This window comes from Nostoc sp. T09 (genome assembly GCF_002154695.1).
In the GTDB taxonomy this organism is placed as follows: Bacteria; Cyanobacteriota; Cyanobacteriia; order Cyanobacteriales; family Nostocaceae; genus Aulosira.
Map to the genome: position 1 here is coordinate 1 of NZ_MTAV01000002.1, position 17,894 is coordinate 17,894.

The 17,894-nt window shown below is 41.1% G+C and carries 14 protein-coding genes and 3 pseudogenes; 7 read left to right on the top strand and 10 right to left on the bottom strand.

All coding sequences use genetic code 11. The features are described 5' to 3' along the window. Nucleotides 1–28 precede the first annotated feature (28 nt). Both BV372_RS00405 and nrdJ read right to left on the bottom strand, forming a co-directional pair. Entirely contained in the window at nucleotides 29–478 is a 450-nt protein-coding gene (locus BV372_RS00405; protein WP_143844923.1) for a glutathione S-transferase C-terminal domain-containing protein, read from the bottom strand. A gap of 120 nt (nucleotides 479–598) precedes the next feature. After that, on the bottom strand, nucleotides 599–4,120 hold the full coding sequence (gene nrdJ, locus BV372_RS00410) for a ribonucleoside-triphosphate reductase, adenosylcobalamin-dependent (RefSeq protein WP_086681557.1): 3,522 nt from the start codon (nucleotides 4,118–4,120) through the stop codon (nucleotides 599–601). A 159-nt stretch (nucleotides 4,121–4,279) separates the two neighbouring features. Between nrdJ and BV372_RS00415 the strand changes: the two genes are divergently transcribed. Beyond that, entirely contained in the window at nucleotides 4,280–4,864 is a 585-nt protein-coding gene (locus BV372_RS00415; protein ID WP_086681560.1) for an Npun_F5749 family FMN-dependent PPOX-type flavoprotein, read from the top strand. 85 nt (nucleotides 4,865–4,949) lie between these two features. Here the strand turns inward: BV372_RS00415 and cysE are convergent, their stop codons facing one another. The 3 genes from cysE to BV372_RS00430 all read right to left on the bottom strand — a co-directional run bounded on the left by cysE (nucleotide 4,950) and on the right by BV372_RS00430 (nucleotide 8,315). Then, nucleotides 4,950–5,714 carry a serine O-acetyltransferase gene (gene cysE, locus BV372_RS00420; protein WP_086681563.1) on the bottom strand — a complete coding sequence of 255 codons (765 nt, stop codon included), beginning with the start codon at nucleotides 5,712–5,714 and terminating at the stop codon, nucleotides 4,950–4,952. Nucleotides 5,715–5,872: 158 nt separating this feature from the next. Then, nucleotides 5,873–6,364 carry a hypothetical protein gene (locus BV372_RS00425; protein ID WP_086681566.1) on the bottom strand — a complete coding sequence of 164 codons (492 nt, stop codon included), beginning with the start codon at nucleotides 6,362–6,364 and terminating at the stop codon, nucleotides 5,873–5,875. A 262-nt stretch (nucleotides 6,365–6,626) separates the two neighbouring features. After that, the gene (locus BV372_RS00430; protein ID WP_086681569.1) at nucleotides 6,627–8,315 is read right to left on the bottom strand and encodes a DUF3352 domain-containing protein; all 1,689 of its coding nucleotides are present in this window, start codon (nucleotides 8,313–8,315) and stop codon (nucleotides 6,627–6,629) included. Nucleotides 8,316–8,501: 186 nt separating this feature from the next. Between BV372_RS00430 and BV372_RS00435 the strand changes: the two genes are divergently transcribed. The 4 genes from BV372_RS00435 to BV372_RS00450 all read left to right on the top strand — a co-directional run bounded on the left by BV372_RS00435 (nucleotide 8,502) and on the right by BV372_RS00450 (nucleotide 12,054). Further along, nucleotides 8,502–8,849 (top strand): rhodanese-like domain-containing protein, encoded by a 348-nt coding sequence (locus tag BV372_RS00435; RefSeq protein WP_086681572.1) that lies wholly within the window; start codon nucleotides 8,502–8,504, stop codon nucleotides 8,847–8,849. 456 nt (nucleotides 8,850–9,305) lie between these two features. Next, entirely contained in the window at nucleotides 9,306–10,382 is a 1,077-nt protein-coding gene (hrcA, locus tag BV372_RS00440) for a heat-inducible transcriptional repressor HrcA (protein ID WP_086681575.1), read from the top strand. A gap of 233 nt (nucleotides 10,383–10,615) precedes the next feature. After that, nucleotides 10,616–11,350, top strand: coding sequence for a tetratricopeptide repeat protein (locus BV372_RS00445; RefSeq protein ID WP_086681578.1), 735 nt, complete (start codon nucleotides 10,616–10,618; stop codon nucleotides 11,348–11,350). A 23-nt stretch (nucleotides 11,351–11,373) separates the two neighbouring features. Beyond that, nucleotides 11,374–12,054 carry a DUF2834 domain-containing protein gene (locus BV372_RS00450; RefSeq protein ID WP_086681581.1) on the top strand — a complete coding sequence of 227 codons (681 nt, stop codon included), beginning with the start codon at nucleotides 11,374–11,376 and terminating at the stop codon, nucleotides 12,052–12,054. Nucleotides 12,055–12,076: 22 nt separating this feature from the next. On the opposite strand, the gene crtW is transcribed toward BV372_RS00450, so the two are convergent. Continuing rightward, complete coding sequence (crtW, locus tag BV372_RS00455) at nucleotides 12,077–12,847, bottom strand: beta-carotene ketolase CrtW (protein ID WP_086681584.1); 771 nt, start codon at nucleotides 12,845–12,847, stop codon at nucleotides 12,077–12,079. Between the two features lie 291 nt (nucleotides 12,848–13,138). Continuing rightward, a pseudogene (locus BV372_RS37310) lies at nucleotides 13,139–13,339 on the bottom strand (high light inducible protein). Nucleotides 13,340–13,704: 365 nt separating this feature from the next. Here BV372_RS37310 and BV372_RS00465 point away from each other — a divergent pair. Beyond that, nucleotides 13,705–14,523: pseudogene (locus BV372_RS00465) on the top strand (SDR family NAD(P)-dependent oxidoreductase). 288 nt (nucleotides 14,524–14,811) lie between these two features. Here the strand turns inward: BV372_RS00465 and BV372_RS00470 are convergent. Both BV372_RS00470 and BV372_RS00475 read right to left on the bottom strand, forming a co-directional pair. Then, a pseudogene (locus BV372_RS00470) lies at nucleotides 14,812–15,432 on the bottom strand (glycoside hydrolase); the annotation flags it as partial. 224 nt (nucleotides 15,433–15,656) lie between these two features. Further along, entirely contained in the window at nucleotides 15,657–16,316 is a 660-nt protein-coding gene (locus tag BV372_RS00475; protein WP_086681590.1) for an SDR family oxidoreductase, read from the bottom strand. Nucleotides 16,317–16,494: 178 nt separating this feature from the next. On the opposite strand from BV372_RS00475, the gene BV372_RS00480 reads away from it, so the two are divergent. Then, nucleotides 16,495–17,175, top strand: a complete 681-nt coding sequence (locus BV372_RS00480) for a DUF1997 domain-containing protein (RefSeq protein ID WP_086681593.1) — start codon at nucleotides 16,495–16,497, stop codon at nucleotides 17,173–17,175. 57 nt (nucleotides 17,176–17,232) lie between these two features. Here BV372_RS00480 and BV372_RS00485 read toward each other — a convergent pair whose 3' ends face one another. Beyond that, on the bottom strand, nucleotides 17,233–17,703 hold the full coding sequence (locus BV372_RS00485) for a DUF4079 domain-containing protein (RefSeq protein ID WP_086681596.1): 471 nt from the start codon (nucleotides 17,701–17,703) through the stop codon (nucleotides 17,233–17,235). Nucleotides 17,704–17,894 lie beyond the last annotated feature (191 nt).

Here is a 17,894-nt window from a genome sequence, read left to right on the forward strand (position 1 = left end):
GGATTTAGGGGGATCTACAAACGTTTTGCTACCGACAGCAGGACTTTTCAAACATCCTCTTAGACAGTTGAAGAACATAGTCAATAATGGGGCTTTTAAATGGTGGCTTAATGGTATTTGCGATATAGGCATACACAGTTGCATCTACAGTTGTGGGTTTATCTCCCATAAAAAATGGTTTATCAGCAAGGAAATTTGAGATTGCTTGGAAATCAGCACTAATTAGAATAAATATTTCCTCACTGCTATGACGACCTATACCATGACCATACATCTGAGAGCAAAAACTTTGACGTATACTTTCTAAAATGGGTTGTAATTCGGCTGTTGGCATTTCAGGTAAGAATTTAGCTAACATTTCTTGATAGATTTGCCAATTTTCTTCACAATTAAAGCGAATATCACCCAAACCCCAATATGTATTCTCTTTGTTCATTCGACGGAAAGCAAGAGATGTGGCGCGTTCAATAGATTTCAAGCCTTCATCAAGGTCTTAGTATTAATGTCATTCAAATTTCCTGAGACCCAGATATCCGACTTCTTAAAAAAGTCGGATATCTAAGTTTTTACTTCATCCTTAGTGACTTGTTATTGTGCTTTATGAGGTTGGTTGCTGCTCAGGAAACATACATTTATCAGAGTCACAGCCAGATGGTCCAGCCTCAGCCAATTCACCTAAATCATAGCGACTTAGTACTGCACAGAAATCATCTGTTTTACGTCGTGCTTTTACCTCTTGAGTTAAACGTTCGTAAGTGAGTTTATCTATTGGTTCAAATGGCAAACGTGGAAATGATTGCAAATCGTCAAAACGAGCTAAAAGTGCTGCCGAAATATACCCTTCATCATTGTGGATGGCTTCGTAAATGCGCTGACCTAAAGGCTCAACTTCATCAGAACGTAGCTCCAAAGTTGCAGAGGTATTATGAGTGACATAATGCCGCTGCACTTGGAGAACAAAATCCAATTGAGCTAAGGCAGAGAACTTAGAAACATCGATTTGATCGGCTCCTGATAAATCTGCCCAAGGTACAGCAACAGGAATTTCTACTAGCCATTCACTAACACGAGGATCGAAAGGATCGTTAAGTAAATTACCCTGTTCATCTTTGTCAGATTGAGAGGGAATAACGTTATAGCCATAGTCAATACAGGCTAAGGCTACTGGGTCATTTTTACGGAAAGTGATGCGTCGAATAAATCTTTGGGCTTTGGGGGGATGCCAGCCAGAACTAGCACCTGTTAATAGTGCTTTAGTGCCACTGGGTTGGACGGTTGTACAGCGATTTGGACGTTTGAGATTGTGGCGATCGCAGTATTCCCAAACTACCCGATGTACAATATCCTTCCAGAAACTCAGATATTTCTCTTCTTGGTGCTTAAATGCCAATCCTTGTGGAGTGGCGGGTCTTCCTGCTTCCCACCAACGCAACCAATCCACACCAAAAGCATGGACAAAGAAATCAAATAAGCCAGTAAAAGAAACCCCCACAATTGGGTCTAATTCTCGGCTTTTTTGATAGCGAGGCTCTAAAAATTTGTGATTTAAAAGTGCCGCTACAGAAAGTGCCCCAGCAGTAAAAGCTTCCTCTTGTTCTTTATAGTTATCGGGATCAAGTTGATTAAGGTGAACTTCTGACAAATTACAGTGGAAGTTACTGCCAATAATTTCACCACAAGGATTTAAACCAAACCTAGCTAAACGATGTTCTATCTCATCAGCATCAAGATTTGGATACTGTTCTTGCAACCAATCTTTTGCTGTTCCTTGTTCGTAAGCTTTCAAGAAATCAATTTTTAATGCCGATGTTGGTAGCAAATCAATATTAGCTCTAGCTACTGCTTCTCCAGCCCATTGAATTGCTCCTTCACCGCTGTAATATTGTTTGCGAACAGCTTCAATAGATTCTTCTAATGTCGGCTTGCGATGAAAAACTCTTGTATGGTTTGCCATCCGTAGAGCATCACGCTCTGGATCAATTCGCCAGTTACCCTCTGCATCTTGCTGCCATAAATTATCTTTGGCAGTAGCGCCTAGTTGATCGTCAGCCCTAAACTGACGCATTCCTGCACTGTTATGTGTCAGATAGCCATCGCAGTAAAAACAATGGGCTTCTTCAACTTCAATGTCATAAGTGTGGACATAATCGTAGCTACCCAAACCTTTGACTGTGACGGGAATATCTAGTGAGATATCAGCCTCAGCGATGTAACGCTCATAGTTAGCATCAACGGTGCGAGATCCTTGAAATCCCATATCTCGCATTTCGCTATAGGTGTAAGCTTCCCGCATGATTGCACCAGGTACGGTAAAACCGTACATCTTAAGCCCCTGGCGTAGTTCTCCCTTCAGGGAATGAGGGGCAATTAAGGCGTTATAACGCTCTTTGAGGGCTGGAAGTTTCAGGCTGTATTTAACTTGCCATCCTTGCTCTTGCGGATGGGTAATGGCAATTCTGCCAGCGATACCTAAACTAGATAAAACTGAGCCTACTTGTCTAATAAATGATCTATAGACTGAAGTAACTAAATGAGGGGGTCGGTTATTAACTGCACCGTCACTATCCATTAATCCAGCTAGATAAGCAGCCCTAATATCTACTGAACCCTGCAAAATAAAATTAGGAACTACTAGGGGAACATTAGGCTGTTTAATATAGCGATGGAAGTACTCAGCCAGTCGCATGGATGAACAGATGGACTTAGCTGTATTTTCACCTTTGGTAACGCCATGAGTAGCCGTCAATCCAAATAAAGCTAAAGCAGCATTGATTTTGGCTTGAATTCTTGCCGTTAGTTCAGTATCTAAGCTGTTCATTGCCCATTCAACGCGGCCATAGGGCTTATCATACTTATTGCGACCGAGGGCAACATAGCCATCACCGTGGGTCAACCCAATCAACCAAGCCACTTCGGGTGTCAAATCAGGAATAATCAAAGACTTAACTGTTCGACTTTGGTCAGGTCTGGATTGTGTAAAATCAGCAGGGAGATGGGTAACTGTACCAGGTAGCACTTGTGTATTGTGTTGAAGGCGATCGCCTTCAACTAAATTTACAATAGACTTCCAGGCAATTCCTCCTTGAGCATCTGCCAGAACGGCTTGTTTGTGGTTTAAAGTTGCTCTGGGATAAGTAGCATTAGTTTCAATTTCGTAGACATCCTGAAATCCTTGGTCGAATTTATCGACAACTCGCCGAAATCCCAGAGGAGTCTGCACTAAGTCACCCACTTGGACATCGCAAATGGGAACAAGACCTTTGGAAGTATGAACTAGGGCATCTTCAGGTAGACAGCGCCGAATATTTCCCGCAACAATTGTTACAGCAGCTTGATCGATTAATAAACAGCATTCAACGGAATTTAATTGCCGTCCTAAAGCTTTATTCAGGATAGATGCACAATTTTGGTAAAGTATGGGCAATTTAACTGGATTAGCAACTCCTCCAAAGCCATTAAGAGTTTCTCCCGCTTGACGAACATCACTAATATCAACGAATACTTGAACTTCCCCGCTAAATCTCTCATCTGTGGAGAGTTCCAACAGGGTTTGATAAGATTTCACCCAACCTTCACGGCTATCACCAACGTGGATAGTGACTTGATTACCCTGTATAGAGATTTCGGTATACTCCCGACGCTGTTCTTTGGGAGTAGCACCGATTTCACCCTGCACAGTTATATTCAGGCGATTGCGGATTGGGGGTAGTTGATTAATATATCTAGGTTCTATGATGGCTCCTGTACCACAACCCATCATCGCTAAATCCATCATTAACCCAAAGGCTTTCCAGTCTTGTAGGTTGGTAGAAGTGCAATTGTAAGCCCCAGAAAAGTTTTTGGGCTTGGCTATCCAATCTGTGCCGCCAACCCATAACCATCGCCCACTGGGCAAGGCTTTCATTTGGCGCTGCATTTTGTCTAAAATGGCTGCTTCTTCACGGCTGAGTTTCCCCAGTTCGACTAAGCCCATTAGGGTGCGATCGCATACTTCATCCCAAGTTTCCCTCAATCCTGCGGGACTGCGGCGGCTATAGGTTCTGAAAAATACAGGATTAGCTGCGGGGGCAGTTTCCGGAAACTTTGCACTCTGGCGTTTTCTTTCAAGCTCTCGAACCATAAATCCAGTCTTGTTGCGTGCTGACAGATTAAGACTATAGACCAAGTAGATTTAGGATGAAAGATTGTCAAAAATGACAACTTGCGCTTACTTCACAGGAGTACAAAGTGCAACATCAACTCATAATGTATAATAGTGTCCTTTTTTTGCTGCTGTATAATGGCTCTTGCTCCTTGGCGAACTGCGATCGCCCGCGCTCTCCATCAAAATCGCAGTCTGGCTTATGCTCGTTACTTGCAACTAGCAACAGTACGAGTAAATGGTCTACCTGCTAATCGGACTGTAGTTTTTCGTGGCTTTTTAGAAGCTACCAACCAGCTAAAATTTATTACTGATTCCCGTAGTGAAAAAGCTGAACAGATACAGCAACAACCTTGGGCGGAAGTATGCTGGTACTTCCCTAATACACGAGAGCAATTCCGCATTACTGGCGGCTTAACTTTGGTAGGAAGTGATTCGCAACCCGACCTAGCACCAGCACGCGCTACTACCTGGCAAGAGTTGAGTGATGCAGCACGGTTACAATTTGCTTGGCCTCATCCTGGTCAGCTAAGAAATAAGGATGAACAAGCTGCTTTTAAGCCACCCCTACCAAATCCCAACCAGCCACTACCAAATTTTTGCTTACTGCTACTCGACCCTTTACAGGTAGATCATTTAGAGTTACGTGGAGAACCACAAAATCGCTGGTTATACTACCGCGACGACCAGCACGAGTGGTCTACTGAAGAAATTAATCCTTGATAGAGAATAGGGAACAAGGAGGGCTATTGCCTATTGAGCCTTGACCGATAACGAATGGCAAAGGGCAAATAACCCTTAACTCTTGTTAGATGCCAGCACCATCAAGAAACTGCTGGATCGCCTTATCTCTAAGGTTACACAAGGGGACTTCTGTTGTTAATTCATCCATGCTGGAGGCTAAATTACCAACCAAAACAGGAGTTTTATTAGATGAATGGGCGGGCTGAAGATGTTGTATTTGCTCTTCGAGTGCTTCAATCCGGTCTACTAAGGCACGAATTACTTCGGCTTCTGAATCTGGTAAGTTGTTGTGTTCTAGAGGAGCAACCCTAACTCCAGAGCGATAGATGATCCGGCCTGGTACACCGACAACCGTACAATTAGATGGGACATCCCTGAGGACAACTGATCCAGCACCAATGCGGACATTGTTTCCGATTTGAAGATTGCCTAGTACTTTTGCGCCTGCACCGACTACAACATTTTCACCTAAGGTTGGATGGCGTTTACCACTTTCTTTACCAGTACCACCAAGGGTGACACCTTGATAAATTAGGGCATAGTCTCCCACGATCGCTGTTTCACCAATGACTACACCCATACCGTGGTCGATAAATACGCCATGCCCAATTGCTGCGCCTGGGTGAATTTCAATTCCCGTCAAAAACCGAGCAATATGAGATATCAGACGGGGGATAAAAGGAATGCCAATAATATACAACCAGTGAGCCAGCCGATGGAATAGCAAGGCTTGCAAACCGGGGTAGCAGAATAACACTTCCAACCAGTTGCGGGCAGCTGGGTCACGTTCAAAGATGATACGAAAGTCGGTACGCAGTGTAGATAGCACGAGATAGTACCCTCGGAAAGCAAAACGAGCTACTTTCCCATATTATCGTTCCATGTGTTCCTCGTAACAAAGTTGAGAAAGAGTCAAGGGTTAAAGCTCATTAGTTATTTATTCCCCTGCTCCCTCATCTTCTTTATCTCCGTGTCCCCGTGTCTCCATTACGGCTGCTGCACTGTCAACGTGTAATTTTGCTTAACTCCAGAATTAAATGTACCTACCCAAACCTTGTAGGTTCCACTTTTGAAGTTGCGATCATCAATGCTGGCGTCTTTACTCTTACCAGTATCATCGCCACAGCGAATTGTTCCATCGTCTGGGCCTTGGATAAGCAAAGTGGTATCGTACCCGCCACTGTTGACTAATACTTTGAGGCGTTCAAAGTCTTTATCCAAAATCAGTATGTGATCTGGTTTGGGATCGGCAAAGCCAATGCAGGCTTTTTTGTCGCGATCGCGGTTGCTAATAGCTGATAGTGAGTAGGAACCGCCTGTGTAACCTTCAACTACTCCTTGTGGCGGAGTGAACCCCGCAGACAGCTTGAGTGTGCCAAAGTTTGCTGTCTCTGCTATTACAGGTTGAGCCATAACGGCGGTAACTGTAGCTAAAAGCCAGCCCCATTGAGACTTAAGCCGGAGGCGACAATATGTCATAGTAGCCCTCCAACAATTAATTTTATAAGTAACTATATATACATATTGTAATTAAAAAACCGTAAAATTTCAGAATTTGTGCCACATTGAAATGTGCCACAATCAAGGGCTAAAAAAGTAGAGGATGTGGAGTGACTTCAACCGTCAAACTTTTAAAATGCCACCGTCTTCGGCGCAAAAATTATCAACTATCCAAAACTACTAAGGTTGAACCTGATATTTATAGAAAACAGGTTCAACCTTGGGTTGTAGGGTAGGAATACTAAGGTTGAAGTTTAAAGAAGACCCTACCTTTGAGTAATCCTGTCTCGCTACCGTAACTACTGACTGTAAGCGATCGCAAATTCTCAAAAAATGGCTTTCCTACTAGTTCTACTAGTTTGAGAATTGGTAACTGTCGCTCTACAAGATTTTGACTTTTCCGCCAGTCAAGATATACGTAACCTTGGTTAGGTTGGGGAATAGCAGCGATACTATCTTGGAAATTGCGGTTTTTAGTTAAGGAATTTTCTTTAGCTGAGATAATTTCAGCCATCGTTTCCAAATCAGAAGTGAAAATTTCGTAATTTCCGAGATTTGTATGCACTCCCTGAACTTTTGTCTCAACGTTGTAAGCGAGACTGTCTTTATCGTCAAGTTTTTTGCTCGTAGCGATTAAATCTGTCCAAGCAGAGATTTTTTGATTATTGAGACTGAGGGAATTAATATTCAGTCCTTTGTTAGAAGCGATCGCATCCAAACGCGAAATCCCTTCTGCTACCTCTGGGGTTTTTTCTACGGCAAAAACCCAACTGTCTGTTTTTTGCTCGTTTCCGGGTAATAATGCTACAGCGTATTCTCCTTTTACCCAACTGAAGATGTCTTCTGGCAAGTTTATCCCCCAACGATTTTGCAGTTCGCTCAAGGGCTTCGCTATTTGTGAATTTACATCTTTGCCAGAACCAGATATAGTCGCTGTTGCTTGTTTCCAGAGTTTAGCTAAATCGGTGTCACCCAAATTGCTCAAGTTAGCACCAGAGATTGCCAAACCTGCTGATTGTGGGATATATTGCAATGCCCCTACAGGTTGCGACAGCAAAGGAGTTGGGGATGGAGATACTGTTTGTGATGAACTCAGAAAACTAGTTTCTGCCACTAATCCTTTAGAGTTTAAGACCAGAGAGATAATTTGGCTGTCATAGGTTGATTCTCGTAGTTCTAACCCTTGCCATTTTGCTAAAGTGGGGAGATTTAAGAAGGCTAAAGCCAACGCACCTTTGGGTAATTGTTGGGTAGCTTTCTGATATTGCACAGAGCTGTTTAAATTGAGATCGGGAGCCTGGACGTTATTAATGGCATCTTTTAGGACTTTGAGATCGTTAGCAAACAAGACATAGCGAGCCTCTTTCAGAGGAGCTTCGCTAACGCCAACAGCTGCACCAGCTAGGAAGTCTTCCTTTGGGGGCGGATTATCATACAGTAGCTTTACCCCTTCATACTCTTCTGTGCCTAAGTTTGCTCCAGCTAGTACCCGCTTGGAGAATAAAAGTTCTACAAACTCGCGGCTTTTTTGTGGTTGTGTGGTTGTTAATGCCATCAAATACCCAGGCTGCTGTCCATTCTCTGGGTCGCGATCGATGTCTAAGCTAGTTACAGCTAATATAATTTCGTTTCCTAACCAAGGTTGAATATCTTCTTGGTAGTTGATGTTACTCTTAGCCAATAAACTGGTTTTGAGCTTAGATAGTTCCCCTTCACGCTCTAAAGCCTGCAATCTGTCTGGATTTACTAGCAAAGAAACTGTAACTGGGGCAAATTTCGACACAAAAATGGTAGCACTAGGCTGGGAAGTAGAAGCAGTGATATTAGCTGGACTTTTGGCGAATAGCCAGTAAAATCCAGTAATCACAATTACCAGCAGTGCGATCGCGCCAGCTACTAGAAAACCAAAAAATGAGCTTTGCCTATTCACCAAACCTCCTGGCCTCGAAAGCCTTTAATTTCTGAGCATAGAGAGGAAGGGGCAGGTGATTTGAATTGCCTCCAAATATCTCATAATGCATATAAATAAGTACTAATTAATTTAGGAATGGATGCTCATGCTAGGTTCAAGATATTCTGTCAACATAAATGATATAGGATTGTTTACAAAAACCTCATGACAGGAACCTCAATTAGCCAAATTAGTGTTGAAGAACTGGCACAACGTCTATCTGCTCAGGATTCTAGTATTCAGCTCGTAGATGTGCGCGAACCCCAAGAATTAGCGATCGCCAGCATTGAGGGCTTTGTCAACTTCCCTCTGAGTGAATTTGCTGAATGGGGCGATCAAATACCCACGATCTTAAATCCTCATGCTGAAACCCTTGTACTCTGCCACCACGGTATGCGTTCTGCTCAGATGTGTCAGTGGTTAATTGCCCAAGGTTTTACAAATGTTAAGAACATATCGGGTGGAATTGATGCTTACTCCAACTTAGTTGACAATTCAATTCCTCAGTATTAGTTATGAAAAACTCGCACTATATATTACTGATTTAGTACTGAGTCTAACATTTAGCAAATACATCAGTTTCTCGCCTTGTAGAAATACTGGCGAATTTTCTAATGATGAGTTATGTATAGAGGACTCCATTAGCTTATATATCTGAAGAGTAAAAAAATCCGTACAAGGAAATACATTTTTTAATAAAAGCTTATGGAAAAATACGGTTAATAAGCTAAAAATTCCAATTGACATTATCAGCTTTGATGGTGATAGTCAAGATGTAGGATAAAGCAACCTCAGAAATGTACCATTACAGAACTTTACACTAATTAACTGTTTTATAATTAAATAGTTAGTTATCGTAATCCACAATTAGATATATTAGTGAATTATTAATAATTTTTTTCATTTACTGTAAAAACCACAAACTTTTGCAAACTTTGATTAGAATTTGCTTTCAGTAAAGAATACCCTATGCAAGTCCAGTTGACAAATCGACAACAGCATATTCTTTGGGCAACAGTACGTCACTATATTGCTACCGCAGAGCCTGTTGGGTCAAAAGCTTTAATTGAAGAGTATGACCTGGGTGTTAGCTCAGCCACAATTCGCAATGTGATGGGTGTCCTAGAAAAATCTGGTTTGCTGTACCAACCACACACATCTGCTGGACGAGTACCTTCTGATTCTGGTTATCGCATTTATGTCGATCAGCTAATTACGCCTTCAGAAAGTTTAGCCAAAGAGGTAGAGTTAGCACTGCAAAAGCGCCTCCACTGGGAGGATTGGAGTCTAGAAGCTCTATTACAAGGAGCAGCACAAATTTTAGCAACCTTGAGTGGGTGCATCAGTTTGATTACGATGCCGCAACACAATACAGCATTGTTACGACATTTGCAATTGGTGCAAATTGAAACGGGGCGAATCATGCTGATTGTAGTAACAGATGGTTACGAAACCCATTCTAGATTGATGGATTTGTCACCGATGCGAGAAGAGACACAACTCGATCCAGAGGTGATTGATCGCGAATTGCAAATTGTTTCTAACTTTTTGAATAGCCACTTGCGGGGACGCAGTTTGCTGGAATTAGCCAACCTTGACTGGAGCCAATTAGATCGGGAATTCCAACGCTATGGCGAATTCTTGAAAAACTCAGTTGCAGAATTGACTCGCCGGAGTGTTACACCAACAGCAACGCAGATTATGGTTCGGGGAGTGGCAGAAGTTTTGCGTCAGCCAGAATTTTCCCAACTACAGCAAGTACAGACGATTATCCATCTGTTGGAAGAAGAACAAGACCAACTATCACGATTAATCTTTGAAGAGCCAGAGGGTGAAGATCGGAGTAAATCACGGGTAACTGTTCGCATAGGAGCGGAAAACCCACTAGAACCAATACGCACCTGCACCTTGATTACTTCAACATACCGTCGAGGTTCAGTCCCAGTAGGGAGTGTGGGAGTTTTAGGTCCAACACGCTTAGATTATGAAAGTGCGATCGCAGTTGTAACTGCGGCGGCTGATTACCTTTCCGAAGCTTTTAGTTAATAGTTGTACTCAATCCATAGCTTGAATCAGAGTGTTCACACCCCTTGATGAACCAGCCCCAGCTGAGTTTTAATAGAGTTTCTTCCCCAAGGGAATCTAATTATACAAGAATATCTGGGTCTCATACGGAACGCTATGACTTGTTTTTGTAGCAAAGTTTCCAGACAAAGAATTCTCCATATTTCTCTGGGGTAGTGAATACACTCTTCATCTCTGGTTAAAGGATTCAGTCAATGATAGAAGCTATAGGGTTGGTGACGACCGGATTCTGGTTATTCATGATCTATGACTGTATTCGGAATGAGCCAGAGAGACAAATATGGCTTTGGATTTTACTTCTTGTTAATGTTCCTGGTGCCATCATCTACTTTTTAACGCGCTGGATACCGCGAGGTAATATCCCTCTGCCCAATTATTTCACTCGTTGGACACGTAAGCGCGAACTTTGGATAGCGGAAGCACAAGCAAAAAACATTGGGAAAGCTCATCAATACGTTACTTTAGGAAATCTGCTTTGCGATATAGGAAGTTTCGATAAAGCAGAAGTAGCCTATAAGCAAGCTCTAGAAAAAGAAGCAGATAATCTGCAAGCGCTTTGGGGTGCAGCATTGATTGCAGTCAAAAATCATAAATTTGCGTCTGCTAAAGAGCATTTACAAATCATATTAAAAATAGCCCCAGATTATAAGTATGGAGATGCTTCTTTAATTTATGGCGAAACACTTTTTGCTTTAAAAGAACTTGATACAGCTAAAATACACTTAGAACAACATATCAAAAATTGGAGTCATCCAGAAGCATATATTACTTTGGCTCAAATTCTCTCTCAACAAAGTGATACTCAAGCAGCACGTAGTTATCTAGAAACTATGATTGCGAAAATTCGCGGCTCATCCTACTACCACTTCAAACGTAATCGCCATTTTATCGGTAAAGCAGAAAAGTTATTAAAAACTTTAGGACGTTAAAATAAATACATTTCCAAATTATTATGTCGCAAAAAATTATATATTTTTCACTCTGGATTGGATTTATTGCTTATGCTTTTTTTCTAGCTCCTCCTAATCAACCCGATACATTTGAGTTAATTAAAAACTTGTCCACTGGTCAATGGCAAGGAATTAATCCGTTAGTAATTGCACTATTCAACATTATGGGCATCTGGCCATTAATTTATAGTGCAGTAGTATTTATTGATGGCAGAGTACAAAAAATATCTGCTTGGCCATTTGCTAGCGTCTCTTTTGCAGTCGGGGCTTTTGCCCTTTTACCCTACTTAGCGCTACGGGAACCAAATAAACAATTTGTAGGGCAAAAGAATGCCTTTCTCAAGCTACTTGATTCTCGTGTAACAGGTGTTTTATTGACTGTTGCCACAGTTATTTTAGTTGCCTATGGTTTACTAGGTGGAGATTGGGAAAATTTTGTGCAACAGTGGCATACCAGTCGTTTCATCCATGTGATGAGCCTAGATTTCTGTTTCCTGAGCCTATTATTTCCATCATTATTAGGAGATGATATGGCACGTCGTAGTTGGATAAATCCTCAGTTATTCTGGGTAATAGCTTTAATTCCCTTGTTCGGTCCGCTAATTTATTTATGTGTGCGCCCGCCTCTACCAGAAGCAGGGGTGGAGAAAATACCAAGTCAGCAAAAACCAGTAGCGAACTAATACTATTTCTTGAGGAATTAAATTAAGAAAACTTCTTACCCATTTGATAAACTTCTGGGAGCCGCCACCAAGGGATATGGGGATATTCGTGATGTTCTTCATGGTAGCCAAAATGATAGCACGTGAGGAATGACCACCAAATTGGACGCTTAATCGTTTGGGCATTATGAGGCTGAATATAACCACCTATTGGTTGGCTATGTGGTAGGAAAGTACCAAAATAAAACAATTGTAATGAACTTAAAAGTGATGGAATTACCCAAAAGTAGTTTAGATTGGCTTTTGGTATATGAAACTGCAAATTCAAAATTTGATAGACAATTGTTACAGCTATAATTTGTCCCCAACTCCAGTAATTTTTCATAAAATTAAAATACCAAGAAAAGAAATTTTTATGTTTGCCATTATGAAAATCTGGGTCTAGCTCACTAGCTGGATTGTGGTGGTGTAACCAATGCTTTTTTAATAATGTTTGATATGGCAGAAGTCCATAAAGAGATATACACAATTTTCCAATAAAATGGTTAATTTTGAGGTTCTGAGGAACTACGACCCCATGCATTGCATCATGAGATGTAATAAATAATCCCGTGTATAAAAATGTCTGCCAAAGTACGAGGAACAATAATATAAAAAAATTGAGATCTGCAATGTCATGAGAAAGTAAGCAAACTAAGCTAACAGACCAGACGCTAACAATAAAAAGCGCGATAAAAAGACCCTTAGACAAAAATTTACTGTTTAAAAATAGGGTAAGTTTGGTTTGATTAAGTGGTTGTTCTAATTCGAGCATACTTGTACTCCACATAGTATTCAGGTGAAATTAGCAAAATATAGTCATGGTAAAAATCACCAATCACTACTAGAGAAACTCTATTAGCGCTCGGTGCTTTGTGCTGAAAACCAGAAAAAAGTCAATATATTTAGAAATGTTAAGACTAATCTAAATAGTATTACACATACAATTGCCATACCGAAAGTTGTTTTCAGTATGGCGATCGCCTACTATTAAGCGATCGCACTCCTGAGTCTGGTATCTACATCAGTCAGTACATAGCATAGAGAACCTATATACTGTCAATTATCAAAGGGTGGAAGAAATGAAGTTGAGAACGTCTCGCAGTACGCAGTAACCGTTGAGATCCCAAAGTAGATCAGCCAGAAAACCAATCATAGCCAAGCGATCTTTCCACAGTTCTGGCTGAGGAGTAAGTCAAAATTCAAAGGCATTACGATCTTTGCCATTGTATGTGGTTTAAGTAGCATCGCTAGGATAAAATCCCATTGTTAATTTTCCTAAAGAATTAAATTACATTTTTTATAGTATTCACCTAGCCATTGAGTGCTATCTGTCTATAGTGTCAACTTGGAAACAAGTCTCAAGGGTGAAGTTTTACATGAATGCAGGAAACACTATTACAACGAAACCTTAATTAAAGACTCTATTATAAGTAGAGTCTTTTAAAGTTATAAATGCTAGCTACTGCAAAAATAGAGTGTTGCTCGCAGTTCAAAGTTGAATAAAAATAGCAATACATTTGACAAGTTGAAATTAAAAATCTAGCGCTAGTCAGAAGGTTTTTTGAATATTTTTCTACAAACTAAGTTGTAAAGACTAAATCAAAACTGAAAAACTCTTTTATTTAAATTATGGCTCCTACTGTTTTGATTACAGGTGCTTCTCAAGGCATTGGTAAAGCAACAGCTATTTTATTTGCTCGCAAAGGATACGAACTCGTACTAAGCGCTCGTCAAGCTGCCAATTTAGAAGCTACTGCATAAGAGGTACAAAGCCTCGGTTATTCAGCACCATTGACTGTGGCTTGCGATGTCACAAATCCATCTCAGGTAGGCACGCTGGTAGAAAAGGCATTGAATTGTTATGGCTATATCGATGTCTTGGTGAATAATGCAGGTATCTTTGCATCTGGGCCAGTCGAACAGTTTTCTCTTAGCGATTGGCATCAGGTAATAGATACTAATTTATGGGGATATATTCATACAATTGATGCTCTTTTGCCTCATTTACTGCAACGTGGAAGTGGAACCATAATTAATGTCAGTTCCATTGGTGGCAAAGTAACTACTGCCTATTTAGTTCCCTACTGTACTAGTAAATTTGGTGTTACTGGATTAACGGAAGCACTACAAGCAGAATTAAAGCCAAAAAATATTCATGTTTGTGGAATTTATCCAAATTTGATTCAGAGTAGTTTTTTAGAAAAAGCAATTTTTCGGGGTAAAGATGAGCAAGACTTAAACAAGCGTCGCGAACAGCTCCAAAGCGTTGTAAAAAATCCTGTAGTAGAAAAACCTGAGGATGTAGCAAATGCTATATGGGATGCAGTTCATAATCAAAAGACAGAAGTAATGGTCGGTTCTGCAAATTTGTCGCAGGCTTTTTACCGATTGTTTCCTGGTTTGATCAAGTGGGTTTCTCGCCAAGCATTGAAGAATCAAGATTTTTAGTGATAAGTGTAGCGTGCTAAATAATACTGATTCTCCAGAAGGCAGTAACCTAAGGCTATCACGCGGAGATTAATGTGTCGCAAGTTTTTAGAATAATAGTATGAGCCAAAGATAATGGCCTTTTTAATCTAAAATTATTTGACACTACAGGGTATTCAATCTGAGTTCTAATGCTCCACTACTGCCTCTATGAGGAGGAATATTTGTATTTTTCTGATCAGGAGAGATTTGCAGAGGTCTGGGGGTTAAGGTTGGGGTTGGAGTTGGCAGAAAATTTGCTGAAGGTGATTGATTAGCTGTTTTTAATTCTTCTTGCAACATTTTCTGATAAATTTTAGGCAAAGACCGACTAACAGAATTAGTTTCGATGCCATAACCTAAGCTTGTCCATGTAGGAGAAAGACGCCGCAAAACATCATTCAACTGGCCTTGATGCAGGAGTTGAGAAATATCAATTCCCCAAAATTGCGAGTCACTCAACCAACGGTAAACTACCACATCCTGATACTCTGCTTCAAAACTATAAACAGCCCAAAACATGATTTGCATAGGTTTTGGATGATAGCGTGGCGCAATTTGATACCAAGTAGTATTGATGATTTGATATCTACCAGCAGCGGTGGAGCAATTGCCAGTGTTAGGACCAGTAACAATGGTGACACATATCTCAGGATGACGGCTGAGGTCACGGACCTGCTGACCACCATAAAGCAGAGAATAGGGACGTTTGCTGTTGGCTTCGCTGGCTGAGATAGTACGCATCAAAGCCCGGACGTAAGGATCGCCGCCTTTCATCACCAAAGGTGGCTGTTTAGCTTCAAAGACAGGATCGCCAGGCGATCGCAAATCTCCATTTATATACCATTGCAATAAGCATACGAAGCCGAGAAGCGCAGCTATCGGTCCAATCAGTTTTTCTACGCCTTTAAATTTAAAGCCTTTCAGAGTTTGACTCCTTAATATTCGCTCTTTTAGCTAACAACAATAGTCGATGCAATCATTTCGGTAATATTCACCGCAGTAGTGCTGAGTCTTGTGTTAACTTCACAACTCACAACTTTCTCCAAATGCTCGAATTTTGTCGAGACAGGTTAAACCCATTTATGCTAACTCAAGACTCAGCACCATATTAATCAGGCAACGTTAGCAAATAACTCGCCAAAGCTTTTAGAGATAGCCTCTGGTTTAGATACAATCTCGGTAACTTTATTCCGTGCTGCTGGTTCAAATAGAGCTTCCACACAAACCTGGGCTACTTTTTGCCGAGGAATGCTACCATCAAACAACGTATCAGCACCCTGCATCACTATCGAGTTGGGGTTATCTTCATTCTTCAACCCACCTGGTCGCACAATCGTATAGGTCAGACCGCTTTTTTGGAGATACTCCTCAGCTTGTTTTTTCCAAACTAGAATTAGCCAGAACAAGTTTAGTGGATGGAACAGCTGGGAAGTACACAAAGAAGAAACAAAGACAAAATGCTCAATTCCCTTTGCTTTAGCAGCATCTACTAAATTTTTAGTACCTTCAAAATCTACTTTATAGGGTCCAGTAGGGTCAAAGCTTGGCTTTGCCCCAGTGGCACACAGTATGACTGTACTATCTCCTAAAGCAGCAGTCAGGGTTTGGGGATTTAACACATCGCCCACTACCAACTCAGCCTCAGGAGGCAAAATCCCCCTAGCTTTGTCGGTATCCCTGACTAAAGCACGGACGGGAATGTTGCGCGCTATTAGTTCTTGCACAATCCGGCGACCTGTTTCACCTGTTGCCCCTGCTACAAATGCTTTCATGAGAAACGCTATCCTGGGAAACTAATATGTGATTGTTCAGTTCTTTATTGTAGTAATTCTACGAAGTGCATGACAGATTCATGAGGATTCCGTCAAAATGGAATCTGAGTGCGAAATGGCCCACGTAAGCTGGGAACGATTAATATAGACCAACGCCAAAGGATGCAGGAACGCATTTATGCTTTCAAGAAAAGGCGAATATCAATCTTTAGAAATAACAGAAACAGTTTTACCTGTGTCGTCCAGCCTCACAGAAGCTGAGGACGCACTTGCAGGAGTAGCTGTAGCAACGCCTACCAAATTTTATGGTCGCTACAGTGATTATATGGAAATGTATGCGCCAGCGGCAACGGTTGCTGAGTATCTTAATCGTCACAGTTCATGGTTTTCGCGCTGCGCTGAACCAATGAAAGTGCAACCACTTGGAGAAAATGGCTACGCTTTAATAATCGGTCGTTTTGGCTCTTTTGGTTATGAAGTTGAGCCGAAAATTGGTTTGGAATTGTTACCAGCACAGGAAGGAATCTACCGTATTCGTACTATCCCAATCCCTGATTACCGTTCACCTGGTTATGATGTTGATTATCGGGCATCGCTACAATTAGTAGAAAATGTAGCCGATGTACCTGGTAATGTTGCGGAAGTGACACGAGTAGAATGGGAATTGGATTTAATGGTTGAACTTCACTTCCCAAGGTTTATTCAGCGATTGCCCAAGTCTTTAATTCAATCTACAGGCGATCGCTTACTTAACCAAATCGTCCGTCAAGTCTCTCGCCGCTTAACTCGCAAAGTGCAAGAAGATTTTCATAAATCTTTAGGAATACCGTTTTCTAACGTTTCTAAGAAAAAGCGGTAACACAGTCAAAAGTCAAAAGTCAAAAGCCATATTTGACTCTTGACTCTTGACTCTTTACTATGCATTCGTGAGAATTCTTTGGACAATTTGTACCCCAGTGACCGCTTGCCAAGCAAAAAGCCCTAAAAGGGTGAAATTTAGTAAAATATGAGTCATACGTGCCCAATTTGCTCCTTTTTGCATATAGGGAGACAAGGCAGCAGAAAAGGCAATCAGGCTAGTCATGCCAAGACCGGCTAGTAGGTGAGGACCAACAAACAATTTTCCATTATTGATGTAGGTGACAGCCATCCCGCCGATCGCACCTGCTACCATAAGACCTAAGAGTATAGATCCAATTTGGTAATGTCTAATGTTGTATCTACCTTTAACCAATTCTTTTTTCTCTTCACCTTGAGCATTTCTAGTACGCTGTACTTGTAGCCCTAAATAGGCAGCATAAATCGAGACTACAAATAATAGCCACATCATTAGCGGGTGAAAGAAGTTCAGCCAATACTTCAGTGATGGAGAAAGTTCTAAATTCATAGTCTAGTTGCCCGATTATTAAATCTTCATGAAAATTAGCATAACTCTATTTCTCTGTCTTCGTGGCAAAGGATGGAAAGAGAATGTGACAAAAAAGGCAGAGGACAGAAGGCAGATGGCAGAAGGTAATATATATCAATAAAAAGTTTAGTTGTGGTTTTCGAGCCGCACTAGTATAAAAAGATTTGTGT